The following is a 16,525-nucleotide window of genomic DNA, read 5'->3' as shown; positions in this document are numbered from 1 at the left end:
TCGAGACCTGGCTTTGCCGATCGGTGAACGTCGTCTCTCAGGCGAGGAACTGCTCCGCGGTTTCAAGCAGCAAGCGCACCTTGCTCAGGCACTCTTCGTGCTCCGCTGCGGGGCTGGAGTCCGCCACAATACCTCCGCCGGCAGCACAGGTCATATGGCCTTCGGCCACCGTGAGCGTACGAATGGCGATATTGGTATCCGCGCGCCCGCAGCTGCTGATGTAGCCCACGCTGCCGCAGTAGACGCCCCGGGGGCTCCGCTCCAGCTCGCGGATTATCTGCATGGCGCGGCGTTTTGGCGCCCCGGTAATGGAGCCGCCGGGAAAGCAGGCCGCCAGCAGTTCGGCGAAACTGTGATCGTCGTCCAGCTCGCCGGTTATCGTGCTCACCAGATGATGCACGTTGGCGAAGGAGGCCAGTTCAAACAGTCGTGGGACACGTACGGATCCGTGCCGACACAGCTTGCCGAAATCATTGCGCAGCAGATCCACGATCATCAGGTTTTCCGCCCGATCCTTGGCGCTCTGCTGTAGTGCTTCGGCAGCGCGGGCGTCGGTATCGGGATCAGCGGAACGGGGGGCGGTGCCCTTGATGGGCTCGGTCTGCAGGCTGCCGCCGTCAGCGCGGATAAAGCGTTCGGGAGACAGGCTCAACAGCTGTCCCTGAGGCAGGTCGAGATAGGCGGAAAACGGTCCGGCGGCGCGTTTGCGCAGTGCCAGGTAGGCGGTTAACGCGTCGCCCTCGCAGGGCGCGTGAAAGCGCTGGGTGAAATTGGCCTGGTAGATATCGCCGGCCCTGATATAGGCCAGTACTTTTTCAACCGAAGCGCAGTAATCGGCTTCGGTCAATTCGTGGGCAAACGGTTCGTGCAGCGAGAACTTGCCGCAGCGGGGCTCAGTCTGCCAGCGCACCGCGGTAAAGCGCGCTACCAGATCGCGTTTCTGGTGCTGCGTACAGGCCGGATGAAACACGAGGTGGCTGGCGCGCAGCTGGTGATCGACGATCAGTGCCCAGCTGTACAGTCCAAAGAAACCGGCGGGCAGGCCGGTCGGGCGCGTGTCAGCGGGCAGAAAATTCCCGGACATTCCCAGTTCATAGCCCGCATAACCGATGGCGCCGCCACTGAAGGGCAGCTGGGCATCGAAGTCCTGCGGGCACAGTTCACACAACAGATCGTCGAGTTGCGCGAACGGGTCTTCCGCATCGGCGGCCAGCGATAGTGTCTCAATGGGATCGGCGCTGATGATGTCGAAGCGCCCGCCGGGGGCCAGGGGCTGGCCGCTGTCCAGCCACACGGGGGCGGGCATATCTGCGATCGCCTGGAAGGCCACCGGTGTATTAATGGAATAGGGCAGGGAGACGATCTGCATATTGAGTGAAACTGCCTCTTCGCTACGGACCGCTGCGAGCGCGGTACCGCGAGCCGGACCGCAAAAAGGCGGCTACTTTACTCGATTCTCCGCTCAATACCAGCTTGGGACATCAATCGGGTGGCCAATTCCTCCACGGAAAGTTGTGTGGCATTGAGGAAGGGCACCTGCGCTCGCCGCAGCATCTGTTCTACCTGTCGCACTTCAAACTCACACTGCTCCATAGAAGCGTAGCGGCTATTGGCGCGGCGCTCCTGCCGGATGCTCATCAGACGGCGGGGGTCGATCGTCAATCCGAACAGTTTGTTGCGATAGGGTCGCAGGATTTTTGGCAGCGCGGTGGAGTCCATATCCTCTTCAGTGATCGGGTAATTGGCGGCCCGCAACCCGAACTGTAATGCCAGGTAAAGACAGGTAGGGGTTTTACCCGAGCGTGAAACGCCCACAAGTATGATGTCGGCGCGCTCGAATTCGCGCACGCGGCGACCGTCGTCGTTATCCATCGCAAAATGCACGGCTTCAATGCGGTCACTGTAGCGGCGATCGTCAGCAATGCCATGGGAGACGTTTACTGACTGTGCGGGATCTGTACCGAACAGGTTTGCCAGCGGGGTAAGGTAGCTCTCGAAGACGTCGAGCATCAACGCGGAGCTCTGGTGCAGTTCCCGCCGGATCTGGTTCGAGACGATACTGGTGATGATGATCGGCTGCATCCCGGATTCATTTGCCGACTTTTCGATGCGCTGCAGTACCTGGTGGACTTTTTCCCTGGAGTCCACGTAGGGCAGGGTGACCTGCTCGACATGCTGGTCGCGAAACTGGGCTAGCAGGCTGTGACCGATCGCTTCTACCGTCAGGCCGGTACCGTCGGAAATGAAAAATGCCGTGCGCTTATTTAGTGCCATGGGACTTCCGTGCTTTCATTGCTGGTCCACATCCTAACGCGCTTAACCCCGTGAAGTCGCGTCAGTTTTCGACTTCCTCAATTTTGTAGAAAATTTACAACATTTTTCGCGTTTTTTACGGGCTATTTTTTACAAAACCCATCCTTATAATCGGCGGCCACAAATCCTGCTGCAGAGGGCGTTCACTTGACGAACTTCACCATTGAATTCGCAAAACTGGGTATGGGGGACGTCGACAAGGTCGGCGGTAAAAATGCATCGCTGGGTGAGATGATCTCATCCCTGGCCGGTGCCGGCGTGAGCGTACCCGGCGGGTTTGCCACCACCGCTGAGGCATTCCGCACCTTCCTCGCCCACGAACAGCTCGAACAGCGTATCGCTGACCGCTTGCTGTCCCTGGATGTCGGCGACGTGACTGCGCTGGCCAAGGCCGGCGAGGAGATCCGCCGCTGGATTCTGGAGACTCCGTTCCCGGCGCAGCTGGAACAGGAAATCCGTGACGGATATGAGGCTCTCGGCGGCGGCGAGACCGCGGTAGCCGTGCGTTCTTCTGCCACTGCCGAAGACCTGCCGGACGCCTCTTTTGCCGGCCAGCAGGAGACATTTCTCAATATCCGTGGCATCGATGCGGTCCTTCAGGCGGTGCATGAGGTGTTCGCCTCCCTGTACAACGACCGTGCCATCGCCTACCGCGTCCACACCGGCTACGCCCACGCCGGCGTAGCGCTGTCTGCCGGTATCCAGCACATGGTGCGCAGTGAAACCGGCGCCGCGGGCGTCATGTTTACCCTGGATACCGAGAGCGGCTTCCGCGACGTGATCTTCATCACTGCGGCCTTCGGCCTGGGTGAAACCGTCGTGCAGGGCGCCGTGAACCCCGATGAGTTCTATCTCTACAAGCCCGCCCTGGACGCCGGGCGCCCGGCAATCCTGCGCCGCAATCGCGGCAGCAAGGCGATCAAGATGGTCTACGACCAGAGCGGCGATTGTGGCCGGTCGGTCAAGACAGTGCCGGTTGCGGAGGAAGATCGACTCGGATTTGCCCTGACGGACGAAGAATTGACCAATCTGGCCGTCCAGGCGCGCAAGATCGAGGAGCATTACGGCCGCCCCATGGACATCGAGTGGGCCAAAGACGGCGATACCGGCGAGCTGTTTATCGTCCAGGCTCGTCCGGAAACTGTGCGCTCCCGCGATGTCGGCACCAGCATCGAGCGCTACCACCTGCGCGAGCGCGGCGAAGTGCTCTGCGAGGGCCGTGCCATCGGTCAGCGTATCGGCGCCGGCAAGGTGCGGGTGCTCGAATCCGTCGAGGATATGGCTGCGATGCAGGACGGTGAGGTGTTGGTCACCGATATGACCGACCCGGATTGGGAGCCGGTATTGAAGAAGGCCAGCGCGATCGTAACGAATCGTGGTGGGCGCACCTGCCACGCGGCGATCATCGCCCGCGAACTGGGTATTCCCGCCGTTGTCGGTTGCGGAAACGCCACCGAATTGCTGAAAAGCGGCACCCCGGTGACCGTTTCCTGTGCCGAGGGTGACACCGGCTTTGTGATGGCGGGCGAGCTCAACTTCGAGCGGGAAGAAACCGAAGTCAGCTCGATGCCGGAAATCCCGTTCAAGATCATGTTGAACGTGGGTAACCCGGATCGCGCCTTCGCCTTCAGCCACCTGCCCAATGAGGGGGTTGGCCTCGCGCGCCTGGAGTTCATTCTCAACCGCATGATCGGCATTCACCCCAAGGCTCTGCTGGAGCTGGATAAGCTCCCTGAAGACCTGCAGAAGAATATCCGCGAGCGCATCGGCGGCTACGCCTCTCCGGAAGATTTCATCGTGGAGAAGCTGGTTGAGGGCATCGCAACCCTGGCAGCGGCCTTCGCACCGAACCGCGTCATCGTGCGCCTGTCGGACTTCAAGTCCAACGAATATGCGCACCTCGTCGGCGGACAGTTGTACGAGCCCAGTGAAGAAAACCCGATGCTGGGCTTCCGGGGGGCAGCCCGTTACCGCTCCGCGGATTTCCGCCACTGCTTCGCGCTGGAATGCCGCGCGCTGAAAAAAGTGCGCGACGAAATGGGCCTCACCAACGTCGAGATCATGGTGCCGTTCGTGCGGACACCTCAGGAAGCGGCCGAGGTGGTCGATCTGCTCGCGCAGAATGGCCTGAAGCGCGGCGAAGGTGGCTTGAAGATCATCATGATGTGTGAACTGCCATCGAATGCCCTGCTGGCGGAGGAGTTCCTGCAGCACTTCGACGGCTTCTCCATCGGTTCCAACGACCTGACCCAGCTGACACTGGGGCTGGACCGGGATTCCGGCCTGGTGGCAGATCTGTTCGACGAACGCGATCCAGCGGTGAAATTGCTGCTGTCCCGCGCGATCCAGGCCTGTAAAAAAGCCGGGAAATACGTCGGGATCTGCGGCCAGGGGCCGTCGGATCACAAGGATTTTGCCCGCTGGCTGATGGACGAGGGGATCGACAGCGTCTCCCTGAACCCGGATACCGCCGTGGATACCTGGTTGTTCCTCGCCAACGAAGAAGGCTGATTGTCTTCCCAAAGCGGCCCCTCGGGGCCGCTTTTTTTATGGGCGAGAGTTGTAATGCAACCCTGTACTCGGCCCGCCCAGTCTGCCACCTGGCACATTTGCGAATACCTTCATTTAGACTGCTGTTTCCCTCCCGCGCTGAATATGTCAACGCTTTCCTCCCCATTACCCGCCAACTAGGTGGTGACATTACCTGTTCCACCTTATCGACAAGCGCTAACTCAATAACACTGGGCAACCAGAGAATAATTCAATCTAAGTATCCAGACTTCACGCAATAGAATCCGAATAGTCCTAAAGCGAAATAAAAACTGAAAACTGTGTTGCACAATTCGCGGAAAAGGAGTTCGCCACCACTGGTGATTACTGGGGCAGGAGATTAAGGGCATTGACGGTGCCGGTAATCGGCTGAAACCAGATCAAGTGAGTGAGGTGATCTATGCACACGTACAGACAAATCTGGAATTTCCGAATGCGTGTCGGCCTGCTGTTCTGCGTGGCGATGCTGTTGTCCGCAACGGGCTGGGCCAACCCCGACCGCCGCGGTGTCAACTGGTTTGATGATTATGCAGCGGCAAATATATCCGGCGCGTCTTCGATCACCATTTCTCTGTCTGAACAACGCGCCTATTTTTACAAGGGTGGCACATTGGTGGGCGTCTCCAAGGTGTCCTCTGGTAAGAGCGGTCACCGCACCAGTCCGGGGCATTTCCGCGTGCTGGCCAAACGCCCGAATCACCGCTCGACGATTTACGGAAGTTATGTCGATCGGCGGACAGGCCGTGTCGTCAAGGCGGATGTGAATACCCGCAGGGATCGTCGCCCGCCTGGAACTTATTATCGCGGAGCGAAAATGAGTTACTACCTGCGCTTCAATGGCGGCATCGGTATGCACGCGTCCGGCCATGTACCCAACTATCCAGCTTCCCACGGCTGTGTCCGTATGCCGCCGCATATGGCCCGCAAGTTCTTTCAGCATGCGCGGGTAGGCACACCGGTGCGTGTCACTTACTAACCACTTGCAACGTCATAATTACTCGATACCGGGTATTATCCATGGTGGTAATACCCGGTATCACTGTATGTGACTGCTTCAGACCTCCGTAGCCGCTATTATCTGCATCGAGTGAACCCAATAGATTTCGAGAGGAAAGCATGACCATTTCCACCCCGGACCTCTGCGATAACCACCCCGAGCTGGTGCAAGTCGTTGAGCCCATGTTTGTAAACTACGGCGGGCGCGAACATTTCGGCGGCGAAATCGTAACGATCAAATGTTTCGAAGATAACTCCCTGGTGCGCGAGCTGGTTGCCGAAGAGGGGACCGGCAAAGTATTGGTAGTGGATGCCGGTGGCTCCATGCGGCGCGCCTGTCTGGGAGACCAGCTTGCGGAAAAAGCCTGCGCCAATGGCTGGGAAGGCATCATCATGTATGGCTGCATTCGCGATGTGGATGAGATTTCTGGACTAGAGTTAGGGGTACAGGCACTGGGAACTCACCCAATGAAAACTGAAAAGAAGGGTATCGGCGAGCGAGGTCTCGCGGTGACTTTCGGAGGTGTGACTTTCAAGCCTGGGGAATTCCTGTACGCAGACAATAACGGCGTGATCGTTTCCCCGCGCGCGCTGATCTGAAAGAGGTCAGTGTGAAATTGCTGCGGCAAACGGGCGCCTGCGAAAATCTCCGGACAACACGCCCGGAATAACCGGTGCGGACAGGGTGTTGTGAAACTGGCTGTATTTCAACGAAGTTAGACGACCTACCGCTGAGTTCGGGGAATCGTTTCGATCTGTTGTGACGGTCAGCACGCTTTTAAATCCGAGCTGTAGCCTTGGTAGTACCTGAATCTCTTGTCTATGGGTTGATCCTGTTGTCGGCCCTTGCCCACGCCACGTGGAACGCGGTGGTCAAAAACAGTAGTGAAGGCTTTTTGCAGCTGGCGATGATCCGCAGCGTCGGCCTTCTACTCGGCGCAATACTGGCGACTCAATTGCCCCTGCCGCAATCCGAAACCTTCGGCTACCTGCTGGGGGGTGCGGTTTTTCAGTACTTCTACTTCTACCTGCTCACGCGATCCTACCGCGCGCTGGACTACAGCACGGCCTATCCCATCGCCCGTGGCGTCACGCCGCTGCTGGTCGCTACCGCTGCACTGCTTTTTCTCGATGAATCGCTACAGCCACTGCAAATAGCCGGGGTGTTGCTGGTGACCTGCGGGATCTTCGCGCTGATTATGCGGGAGCTGCGGGTTTCGCGCGGAGGGATCCTCCTCTCCCTCGGCACCGGCGTTGCAATCACCGGTTACACCACGCTCGGGGCTGCCGGCGTCCGCACTGTCGCCAATCCGCTCAGTTTTGTTGCCTGGTTGGAAATTCTGTCAGGGGCGGGGATTCTACTGGCGGTGTTGCTGACCCAGCCGCTGCGCGGCCTCTCCTTTGCCCGCTCTAATTTTCTGCGCGGCTCTGCTTCCGGCTTGCTCGCCAGTGGCGGCTTTGCCGTGGCCCTTTGGGCGACATCAATAATGCCGGTTGCGGCAGTCGTCGCCACGCGCGAAACCAGCATCCTGTTTGCGTCGCTGATTTCCGTTTACGCATTGCGCGAACGCTTTTCGCCGCGCCGGTTGATTGGGGCGCTGATCATCTGCAGTGGGATCGGTGCACTGGCATTGGCTTGAATTCGTCGCCTATCATAGTGAGCTGATATAGATCTCCGGCTGATGGCGCGTAATTTTGCGTCACGGCAATCTGCCACCTGGAAGGAAAAAATGAGCGACCTGCGTAAGAAGTGGTTCACCGCGCCGCTGTTGAAATTGATCAAAAAAGTCCTGCCGCCAATTTCCGATACTGAACGCGAAGCGATGGAGGCAGGCGAGGTCTGGTGGGATGCACAGCTACTGTCGGGCAAGCCCGATTGGGACGAGCTGCTGAGCATGGGGCCGCCCCAGCTCACCGAAGAGGAGCAGGCATTTCTCGACGGCCCGGTGGAAGAACTTTGCCGGATGGTGGACGACTGGAAGATCAGCTACGAAGACCACGATATTCCGGAGGAAGTCTGGCAGTTCCTGAAGCAGGAACGCTTCTTCGGCATCATCATTCCCAAAGAGTTTGGCGGCCTTGGTTTCTCGCCCTCCGCCCACGCGGAAATCGTTACCAAGGTTTCCACCCGCAGTACCAGTGTGGGCGTGACCGTGATGGTGCCGAATTCACTCGGCCCCGGTGAACTACTGATGGCCCACGGCACGGAGGAGCAGAAGAATTACTACCTGCCGAGGCTGGCCGATGGTCGGGAAATCCCCTGTTTCGGCCTCACCAGCCCAGAAGCCGGCTCTGATGCCGCTGCGATGGTGGACAGCGGTGTTGTCTGTTACGGCGAATACAAGGGCGAAAAGACTCTGGGAATGCGCGTCAACTGGCACAAGCGCTATATCACGCTGGGGCCGGTAGCGACAATCCTGGGGCTCGCCTTCAAGCTCTACGATCCAGACCACCTCCTTGGCGAGGAAGAAGAGCTCGGCATTACGGTGGCACTGGTGCCCACGGATACCGAGGGGGTCACTATTGGGCAGCGGCATCTTCCCGCCATGCAGGCTTTTCAGAATGGGCCCAACTGGGGCGAGGATGTGTTTGTGCCGATGGAGTGGATCATCGGCGGACAGGAAAATGTTGGTCGCGGCTGGCATATGCTGATGAGTGCACTGGCGGCGGGACGCGGCATTTCGTTGCCTTCCCTGTCTACTGGCGGCGCCAAGATGGCCGCCCGCACCACGGGTGCCTACGCGCGTATCCGCGAGCAGTTCAGTATTCCTATCGGTAAATTTGAAGGCGTACAGCGGCGTTTGGCGGAAATCGCCAGCATTGCCTACGTACTCGATAGCGCGCACAAGACCACCACCCGTGCCCTCGACGAGGGGCGCAAGCCGGCGGTGGTCTCGGCCATCATGAAAGCCCACGCCACCTGTGGGCTGCGCCAGTCGATAAACGACGCCATGGATATTCACGCCGGCAAGGCGATCATGGATGGACCGCTCAATTATCTGGGCAACGTCTATCGTGCCGTACCGGTCGCTATCACGGTAGAGGGCGCGAATATTCTCACCCGCAGTTTGATGATCTTCGGGCAGGGTGCTATTCGCTGCCACCCTTATCTGCTGGAAGAAATGATGGCCGCCGAAAACCCCGATACTGAAGCGGGCATAGACGCTCTGGACAAGCTGTTGCCCAAACACGCCTGGTTCCAGTTCAAGACGTTACTGCGCGGCGTCTTCCACGGTTGGACCGTGGGGCTTTTCGCCAGTAGCCCGCGCGGCGTCGGCAAGGCTGCAAAGTACTACCGCCAATTGAATCGCTATTCGGCAATACTGACCCTGACGACAGAGATATCGCTGATGTCACTGGGCGGCGAACTGAAACGCAAGGAACTGATTTCTTCTCGCCTCGGCGACGTACTCAGCCAGCTCTATCTGCTGAGCTGCACCCTGAAGCGTTTCAAAGACGATGGCAGCCCGAAAGAAGACCGGCCGCTGCTGGAGTTCGCCATGCGTGCAGGCTTGCACGATATCGAGGTGAGTTTGCTGGAAGTCTTCCAGAATTTCCCCCATCGCTTCCTCGGCCAGCTGATGCATTTTCTGACTATGCCCTGGGGACACAGTGTGCATACGGCATCCGATCGCCAGGCGCGCGCCTGCGCGGAGCTGCTGATGACACCATCAGATACGCGTGATCGCCTGACTCGCGGTGTATTTCTCGGCAATCCCGGCGATGGGGTGGATCTGGTGGAGCAGGCCTTTGTCAAGGTCAGCGAAACGGAAGATGCCCGGGACAAAATGAAGCGGGGTGGCATACGTGCCTTCAACCGTAAATCCATTGACGATGCCCTGGATCAGAGACTGGTCAGTGACGAGGAAGCGGAAAAGCTTCGCGCCGCTGCGGAAGCCGTCGATATGGCCATCCAGGTCGATCATTTCGACAACCTCGTGACAGGCAAATAGGCAATAGCCGGGCCCCGCCTGCGGGAGCGGGGCCGGGCGGAAGGGTCTTTTCCGATGACACAATCGCCGGATCGCCACCCCGAACGTTTTTCCTGCGCTGAAGCCTGCGTCGATGCGGTGCTGGAGGCGGTAGGCAAACGCATCGTTTTGGGCTTGCCCCTTGGTATCGGCAAGGCCAACCATTTTGCCAATGCGTTGTACGCCCGTGCTGCCGCAGACCCCTCCATCAATCTGACCATCTTCACCGCCCTGACTCTCGAGCGGCCTGTCGGCCACAGTGAAATAGAGCGTCGCTTCATCCAGCCGCTTCTCGATCGCCTGTATAGCGGTTACCAGGACCTCGGCTATACACCGGCGCGGCGCAAGAACCGGCTACCGAAAAATATTGAAGTCTGTGAGTTTTTCCTGCAGCCGGGCAGTTTCCTCGGGAATGCGGCCGTGCAGCAGGATTACGTCAGCGCCAATTACACTCACGTGGCGCGTGACCTGTTCGATCGCGGCGTTAACGTTATCGCACAGATGGTCGCACCGAGCCCAAGCGGCTCCGAGTTCAGTATCAGCAGTAACACTGACCTGACGCTGCCGATACTGCGCATGGCGAAGCAGCGGGAAAACTACCCGCTATTCTTTGTCGGGGAGTGCAACCCCCAACTGCCGTTCCTCGGCAATGATGCCTTACTGAATGCCAGCGAATTCGATTTCCTGCTTGAAGGAGAGAGCTTCGACAAGCCGCTGTTCGCCGCACCGTCACCACCTGTCTGTGATACGGAATACGCCCTGGCCACGCATATTGCCAGCCTCGTTGCCGACGGCGGCACCCTGCAGATCGGCATAGGAGCTCTCGGCGATGCTGTCTGCCACATGCTGCGCATGCGCCAAACCAATAACGAGATTTACCGCGATCTGGTACGTGACCTGAACAGTGACGACTCCCTGCAGCTGCGGCAGAAGGTGCCGCCGCTGTTCGAGAAGTTCAGCCACGGTCTATACGGCGCGAGCGAGATGGTTCCGCCCGGATTTCTGCACCTCCGCCGCGCCGGCATTCTGAAGCGCGAAGTCTACCCGGATGCCGCCGTGCAACAACTGCTGGACAGTGACGCCATTACCACCACAGTCAACGAGGAAACGCTTCTCGCCCTGCGGGACTGCGGCCGTATCCGCTGCCCGCTGACAAAAGAGGATACCGATTTCCTGCAGCGTCTCGGTATTGTCGATCCCAGCTACAGTTGGCGCGGGCACAAGTTGCTGAATGCCCAGGGCGAAGAGGAAGAGTGCGATCTTCACAGCGAGCACGGTCGAAGGCGCCTGCTAGGTAGCTGCCTCAATCGCCCGTTGCGCGGCGGCACCTGGCTGCACGGTGGCTTTTTTCTTGGGCCGGAATCGATGTATGCGGAACTCCGCGATTTCGCCGATAGCGAGCGCACCGGCATCAACATGACCGCCATCGACTTTATCAACGACTTGCAGGAGGGGCGCGCCCTGAAAGTCGCACAGCGGCGCAAGGCGCGCTTCGTTAATTCCGCGATGATGGTCACCCTGAGTGGTGCGGTGATATCCGACGGCCTGGAGGACAACCAGGTCGTGAGTGGCGTCGGTGGGCAATATAACTTTGTTGCCCAGGCGCTCGAACTCCCGGACGCCCGCTCAATCATCGCCGTGCCCAGTACTCGCTGCAGCAAGGGGGAGGTAATGAGCAATATCGTCTGGCAGTACCCGCACTGCACCATTCCCCGGCACCTGCGAGACGTTGTCGTCACGGAATACGGTGTCGCTGACCTGCGGGGCAAGTCGGACCGTGATGTGATGGTGGGGATGCTGTGTATCTGCGATTCGCGCTTCCAGGGGGAGTTGTTGGCGCAGGCCAAACAGGCCGGCAAAATCGAGGCGGACTTCACCATTCCATTGGAATTTACCGCCAATACCCCGGAACATATTGAAGCCGCTTTCAACGATGAAAGACGCCTACAGCTGCTGCCATACTATCCTCTTGGAACCGATTTAACCGACGAAGAAGCGCTGCTGGCCGTTGCCCTGAAGCAACTCAAGGTGGCCAGCAAAAAATGGTGGAAGATACTGCCGCTCGTCCTGGCCGGGCGCAAGGCATTAACGGATACCTCAGACAGTGCCCGGTATATTCACCAATGTCTCGAACGGATGGAGTTTGAGCATACCGACACTTTCGAGCACAGGCTCGAGGGCTATGCCCTGGCCGGGGCGCTGCGCAAGTTCATCGACCCGCGGAGACCTCTCAGGTGGGACTAGAGTGCCATCAATTGTGATCGCCAACTTAGCTGACATTTCGCAAAAAAATAGTATAGCGAATTTATCATTTCTACAGAATTGTCAGAATTGTCAGCTGGATGGTTAAATTATTCTTTTATATTCATTCAAAATTCAAGTATCGCGGTGTATATTTTAATATAAATATCAATCGTAATTCGTTCACCCATAAAAATTATGAAAGAGAAGTACTCATCCGCTCTATTACTTTTAATCGCTCTTCTCGTCAGTTCCAGCACATATGCGGGAACCTGGAGGGAGTATCGTACGGACAATTTCACACTCTACTCTGATGTGCCGGTAAACAGAGCAATACAATTAGCAGCGACGATGGAATTGTTCCGTAGTACGTTGCTTAACTATACCGGGACAGATGAACAGAGAATTGATAACAAACTAAAGCTTGTACACTTCGATAACGCAAACGAATTCGAGAAATTTAGCGGCAATAGGGCTATTACCGGTCTGTTTAGCGAAACATGGGGAATACCTCTCGCGATTTCACTACGCAACCAAGATGTGAACTCCAGATCAGACAATATTTATCACGAATATGTCCATTACTTTATGAATGAGAAAAGTAATGCGGTATATCCCCTGTGGTACAAAGAAGGCTTTGCTGAAATGCTGTCCAGTGCTGACTTTGGCAGAGAGAGTGCTTTTGTTGGCGGGCTCCCAAAGGCCCGAGACTATTCATTCAACCGCTGGGGAGCGTACCGCATAATGCAGGTGGATACGCTGCTATCACCTGATATGGAGAATGACAGTCCAATATATTGGCATAGATTTTATTCGAGCTCTTGGTTTTTAACACACTATTTGACTTTTGGTTACCTCGCGGGTAAGCCGGATTACCGCAATCGGTTTCACAATTATTTATTATCTTATGCGAAAGGAGACCGATCGCCGGAAGCATTTTTTGCTCAATTGAAGATTTCGGCGAAGGAATTACAGAAAGAACTAATGAAATATCGCAGGGAGCGGCTCCATGGTTTTAATATCAAAATAAAACCATATGGAAAAAAAATTAATTACAGAGCTTTAGAGGACAATGAGGCCAACTTTATGTTGGCGGAAGTCGCGACTGAACTGGGCAATAACCAGTTGGCCGTCAATTATCTGAAAAATCTCGACGGGGGAAAGTCTGGGTGGAGAAGAATGGCGGCACTCTTGTCGGTACTTGTTATGGATAAGGAAGATGTTGGGAAAACAGCAAAATTCATGGAGCAGATCGAATCAAAAGATGTAGATGACTATCTACTAAATACACTTTTCTCCCGATATTACTTAAACAGAATGGTGGTCGCTAAAGAAAGTGGCACTGATTTTGACTTGCTTTACAGAAAATCTGTCTTCTTCAGTAGAAAATCCATCAAAGAAAATCCTAGCTATATTCCTGCCTATAGAAATCTTTGGCTTGCGTATGCAGAGAATGGCGAAACGGTCAAGTCTGTTCAGACGATGCTCGCGGTATTAAATAAGTTTCCACACAATTTCAATGTCAATGCAGAAATTGGATTTTATCTTGCGGAGCAAGAACGCTACGACTTAGCCAGACCATATTTAAGCAATGTCGTTGCATGGTCTCACGCCGGATCATTACGAGACAAGGCTCAAGGATTTCTCAAGGCCGCTACTGACTCAAACTCAAAAATATTGGCTGATAAATCTGAAAATTAGGCGAAGCATTTTTGGATTGCAGCGTGGAACTTGATTAGCAAAAAAGCTGATTTTACGCTGGTGCAGACCTCTGCTGCCCGTATAGCTATACGATTTTGTCGTGTAAAGAGTGGAACTCAGTCCTTGCTATTGCAATATTGCATAGAGGATTTTCAAAGTATGCTGTGCACCGAAGCAGCTCTCTCTTGGCCTTCATCGAACTCACGGTAGTGCTATCTTTCGCGACACTGATATTGGTGTGTTGCTTTCGACGGTAATATCGGTCTAACTCTATACTTAGCGCCAAAAGGACAATCTTGCGCAGTAAAGACTTAATTTGCATAGATATCGAAAAACGACACCTAAGTGCACGCCCTGAAAGAGATTGTAATTGTCAGGGCTGGTGGCTGTTTATCGACTATTAAAGCGTGATTCACTGAAGTTGAATATTTATGCATGGGCAGTGTAGGTGATGGATGAGGTCGGCTCAAAGCGCAGGTTCGCTAAATCTGGATGCTGGGTCTCGAATGGATCTATTGGTTCTTACCTCGATAATACCGCAACTCCTACGGCAAAAACTTCAATGATCTCCAGTTGGTAAGAGAAGGATTACAGGGCTCTGGGTCTCGAATGACTGTGATTCTATTGGCTTGCTTGAATCGCCGTAAGTGCGATGGTGTAGACAATGTCATCCACCAGCGCACCGCGAGACAGGTCGTTCACCGGCTTGCGCATCCCCTGCAACATCGGGCCAATACTGACCAGTTCCGCACTGCGCTGTACCGCTTTGTAGGTTGTGTTGCCGGTATTGAGGTCAGGAAAAATAAACACAGTCGCGCGTCCCGCAACGGGGCTGTCGGGCGCTTTTGCCTGTGCGACGTTTTTCATGATTGCCGCATCGTACTGGAGTGGACCGTCGATAATCAGGTCCGGTCGCTTTTCTTTCGCGATGCGCGTGGCCTCACGAACTTTGTCCACGTCGGACCCGGTACCTGAACTGCCGGTGGAATAGCTGATCATCGCGACCCGGGGCTCTATTCCAAACGCCTGGGCGGAGTCTGCCGATTGAATAGCGATTGCCGCAAGTTCCTCGGCATTCGGATCCGGAATGATCGCGCAGTCCCCATAGACCAGAACCTGATCCGGCAACAGCATAAAAAATATCGACGAGACCAATTGCGTGCCCGGCGCGGTCTTGATCAACTGCAGGGCAGGGCGAATGGTATTTGCCGTGGTGTGCTGGGCACCGGAAACCAATCCGTCCACTTCGTCTTGCGCCAGCATCATGGTCCCGAGTACAACGTTGTCCTGGAGCTGTTCACGTGCCACTACCTGGGTCAGGCCCTTGTTTTTTCGCAGCGCCACCATCGGCTCGACATAGTTCTCCCGGACCTCGGTCGGATTGACGATTTCCACCTTATCACCGAGCTGGACACCCTGTTGTTCGGCCACTCGCCGGATTTCTTTGGGGTCACCCAACAGTACCGGGTGTGCGATCCCGCGCTCAGCACAGATCGCAGCAGCCTTGATCGTTCGCGGTTCCTCGCCTTCTGGCAGTACAATGCGCTTATAGTCCTTGCGGGCGAGTTCGGTCAGATGATAGCGAAATGCCGGCGGTGACAGCCGTTTTGGTCGCGATGATTCAAGGCTGAGAGATTCCACCCATTTCTGGTCCAGGTGGCCGGCAACAAATTCCTGCACCTTTTCAATTCGCTGCAAATCATCCGTTGGCGTGCGCGTGTTGAAAGTCTGCAGCTGCATGGCTGTCTGCCAGGTATTGGTATGTACCAGCATTACCGGCAGCCCAGTCTCCAGCGCCGGTGCGCATAACTTGCGTACCCCAGTTTCCAACTGGTATCCGCCGGTGAGTAACAGGCAACCAATCTCAACGCCGTTCATAGCCGCCAGGCAGGCAGCGACGACAACATCTGGCCTGTCCCCGGACGAGACGAGCATGGAACCGGGTACAAACCGATGGATCATATTGCCGAGGGAGCGCGAGCAGAAGGTGATGCTGTGCAGTCGGCGCGTCTCCAGTTCGCCCCGATTGACAATTTCTGCCCCGAAGTGCTCGGCCAGATCCAGCGCCCGCGGCGCCAGTAGTTCCGCGCTCCACGGAATACAGCCGAGAACGGGTAGGGGGCTCTTGCTATACAGGGAGAGAATATCCAGGTTACTGGGACTTCCTACCGCCTGCCCGAACACACCGGTGAGATCGGCGCCCGGGGCATCGGAGGTCCCTGAGGGCGCCCCAACCTTATTGATGATACAGCCCACAACACGGCCCGATTCCTTGCCGCCGAATGCCGCGCTGGCAAATTCGAGACGCTCTTTGAGCTGCTGAATGGAATCCCGATAGGGGCAGACTGCCAGGACGACTTCGGCATCCAGGGTTTTCGCAATCTGGTAATTCAGTTGATTGGCGAACTGACTGTCACTGTCTGGCAGTAAACCTTCGACCAGGATGACCTCGGCCCCTTTTGTTCCGTTACGGTAGCGTGCAAGGATATCCTCCAGCAGGTCTGCCAATTTGCCACTGGAGATCATGGATTCAGCATGTTGGGCGCTGAATGAATCCAAGATTTCCAGATTCGAGCCCCGGCGAAGAATCTCTGTCGAGCGCTCCACGCCGGTCTCCACCTTTGGTTCAGCCACCGGTTTGAAAAAGTGTACTCCCACACCGTTGCGCTCAAGCGCGCGGGTAACACCAAGACTGATGGAAGTGATGCCGACCCGGCCGCTGAGTGGCACCAGCATTATCGTGCGCGACATGG

At 56.4% G+C, this 16,525-nt stretch carries 10 protein-coding genes; 7 read left to right on the top strand and 3 right to left on the bottom strand.

The window, feature by feature from the left end:
• Positions 1-37: 37 nt before the first annotated feature.
• Together pabB and ppsR are read right to left on the bottom strand one after the other, a co-directional pair.
• Positions 38-1,369, bottom strand: a complete 1,332-nt coding sequence (gene pabB, locus IG168_RS10520; protein WP_193164341.1) for an aminodeoxychorismate synthase component I — start codon at positions 1,367-1,369, stop codon at positions 38-40.
• 77 nt (positions 1,370-1,446) lie between these two features.
• Positions 1,447-2,274, bottom strand: a complete 828-nt coding sequence (gene ppsR, locus IG168_RS10515) for a posphoenolpyruvate synthetase regulatory kinase/phosphorylase PpsR (RefSeq protein WP_193164340.1) — start codon at positions 2,272-2,274, stop codon at positions 1,447-1,449.
• Between the two features lie 186 nt (positions 2,275-2,460).
• On the opposite strand from ppsR, the gene ppsA reads away from it, so the two are divergent.
• The 7 genes from ppsA (at position 2,461) to IG168_RS10480 (ending at position 13,772) form a co-directional block, all read left to right on the top strand.
• On the top strand, positions 2,461-4,824 hold the full coding sequence (ppsA, locus tag IG168_RS10510) for a phosphoenolpyruvate synthase (protein ID WP_193164339.1): 2,364 nt from the start codon (positions 2,461-2,463) through the stop codon (positions 4,822-4,824).
• Positions 4,825-5,296: 472 nt separating this feature from the next.
• Entirely contained in the window at positions 5,297-5,839 is a 543-nt protein-coding gene (locus IG168_RS10505) for a L,D-transpeptidase family protein (protein ID WP_226876787.1), read from the top strand.
• A 140-nt stretch (positions 5,840-5,979) separates the two neighbouring features.
• Complete coding sequence (gene rraA / locus IG168_RS10500; protein ID WP_193164338.1) at positions 5,980-6,459, top strand: ribonuclease E activity regulator RraA; 480 nt, start codon at positions 5,980-5,982, stop codon at positions 6,457-6,459.
• 197 nt (positions 6,460-6,656) lie between these two features.
• Entirely contained in the window at positions 6,657-7,499 is an 843-nt protein-coding gene (locus tag IG168_RS10495; RefSeq protein WP_193164337.1) for a DMT family transporter, read from the top strand.
• Between the two features lie 90 nt (positions 7,500-7,589).
• Entirely contained in the window at positions 7,590-9,812 is a 2,223-nt protein-coding gene (locus tag IG168_RS10490; RefSeq protein ID WP_193164336.1) for an acyl-CoA dehydrogenase, read from the top strand.
• A 54-nt stretch (positions 9,813-9,866) separates the two neighbouring features.
• A complete protein-coding gene (locus IG168_RS10485) occupies positions 9,867-12,074 on the top strand; it encodes an acetyl-CoA hydrolase/transferase C-terminal domain-containing protein (RefSeq protein WP_193164335.1) in 2,208 nt (735 codons plus the stop codon).
• A gap of 195 nt (positions 12,075-12,269) precedes the next feature.
• Complete coding sequence (locus IG168_RS10480) at positions 12,270-13,772, top strand: tetratricopeptide repeat protein (RefSeq protein ID WP_193164334.1); 1,503 nt, start codon at positions 12,270-12,272, stop codon at positions 13,770-13,772.
• A gap of 621 nt (positions 13,773-14,393) precedes the next feature.
• Here IG168_RS10480 and pta read toward each other — a convergent pair.
• The gene (gene pta, locus IG168_RS10475; protein WP_193164333.1) at positions 14,394-16,523 is read right to left on the bottom strand and encodes a phosphate acetyltransferase; all 2,130 of its coding nucleotides are present in this window, start codon (positions 16,521-16,523) and stop codon (positions 14,394-14,396) included.
• Positions 16,524-16,525 lie beyond the last annotated feature (2 nt).

The sequence above is a fragment of the Microbulbifer hainanensis genome (assembly GCF_014904735.1).
Classification (GTDB): Bacteria; Pseudomonadota; Gammaproteobacteria; order Pseudomonadales; family Cellvibrionaceae; genus Microbulbifer; species Microbulbifer hainanensis.
Note: the sequence above shows the minus strand (reverse complement) of the source record. Positions and strands in the feature narration are given on the sequence as shown.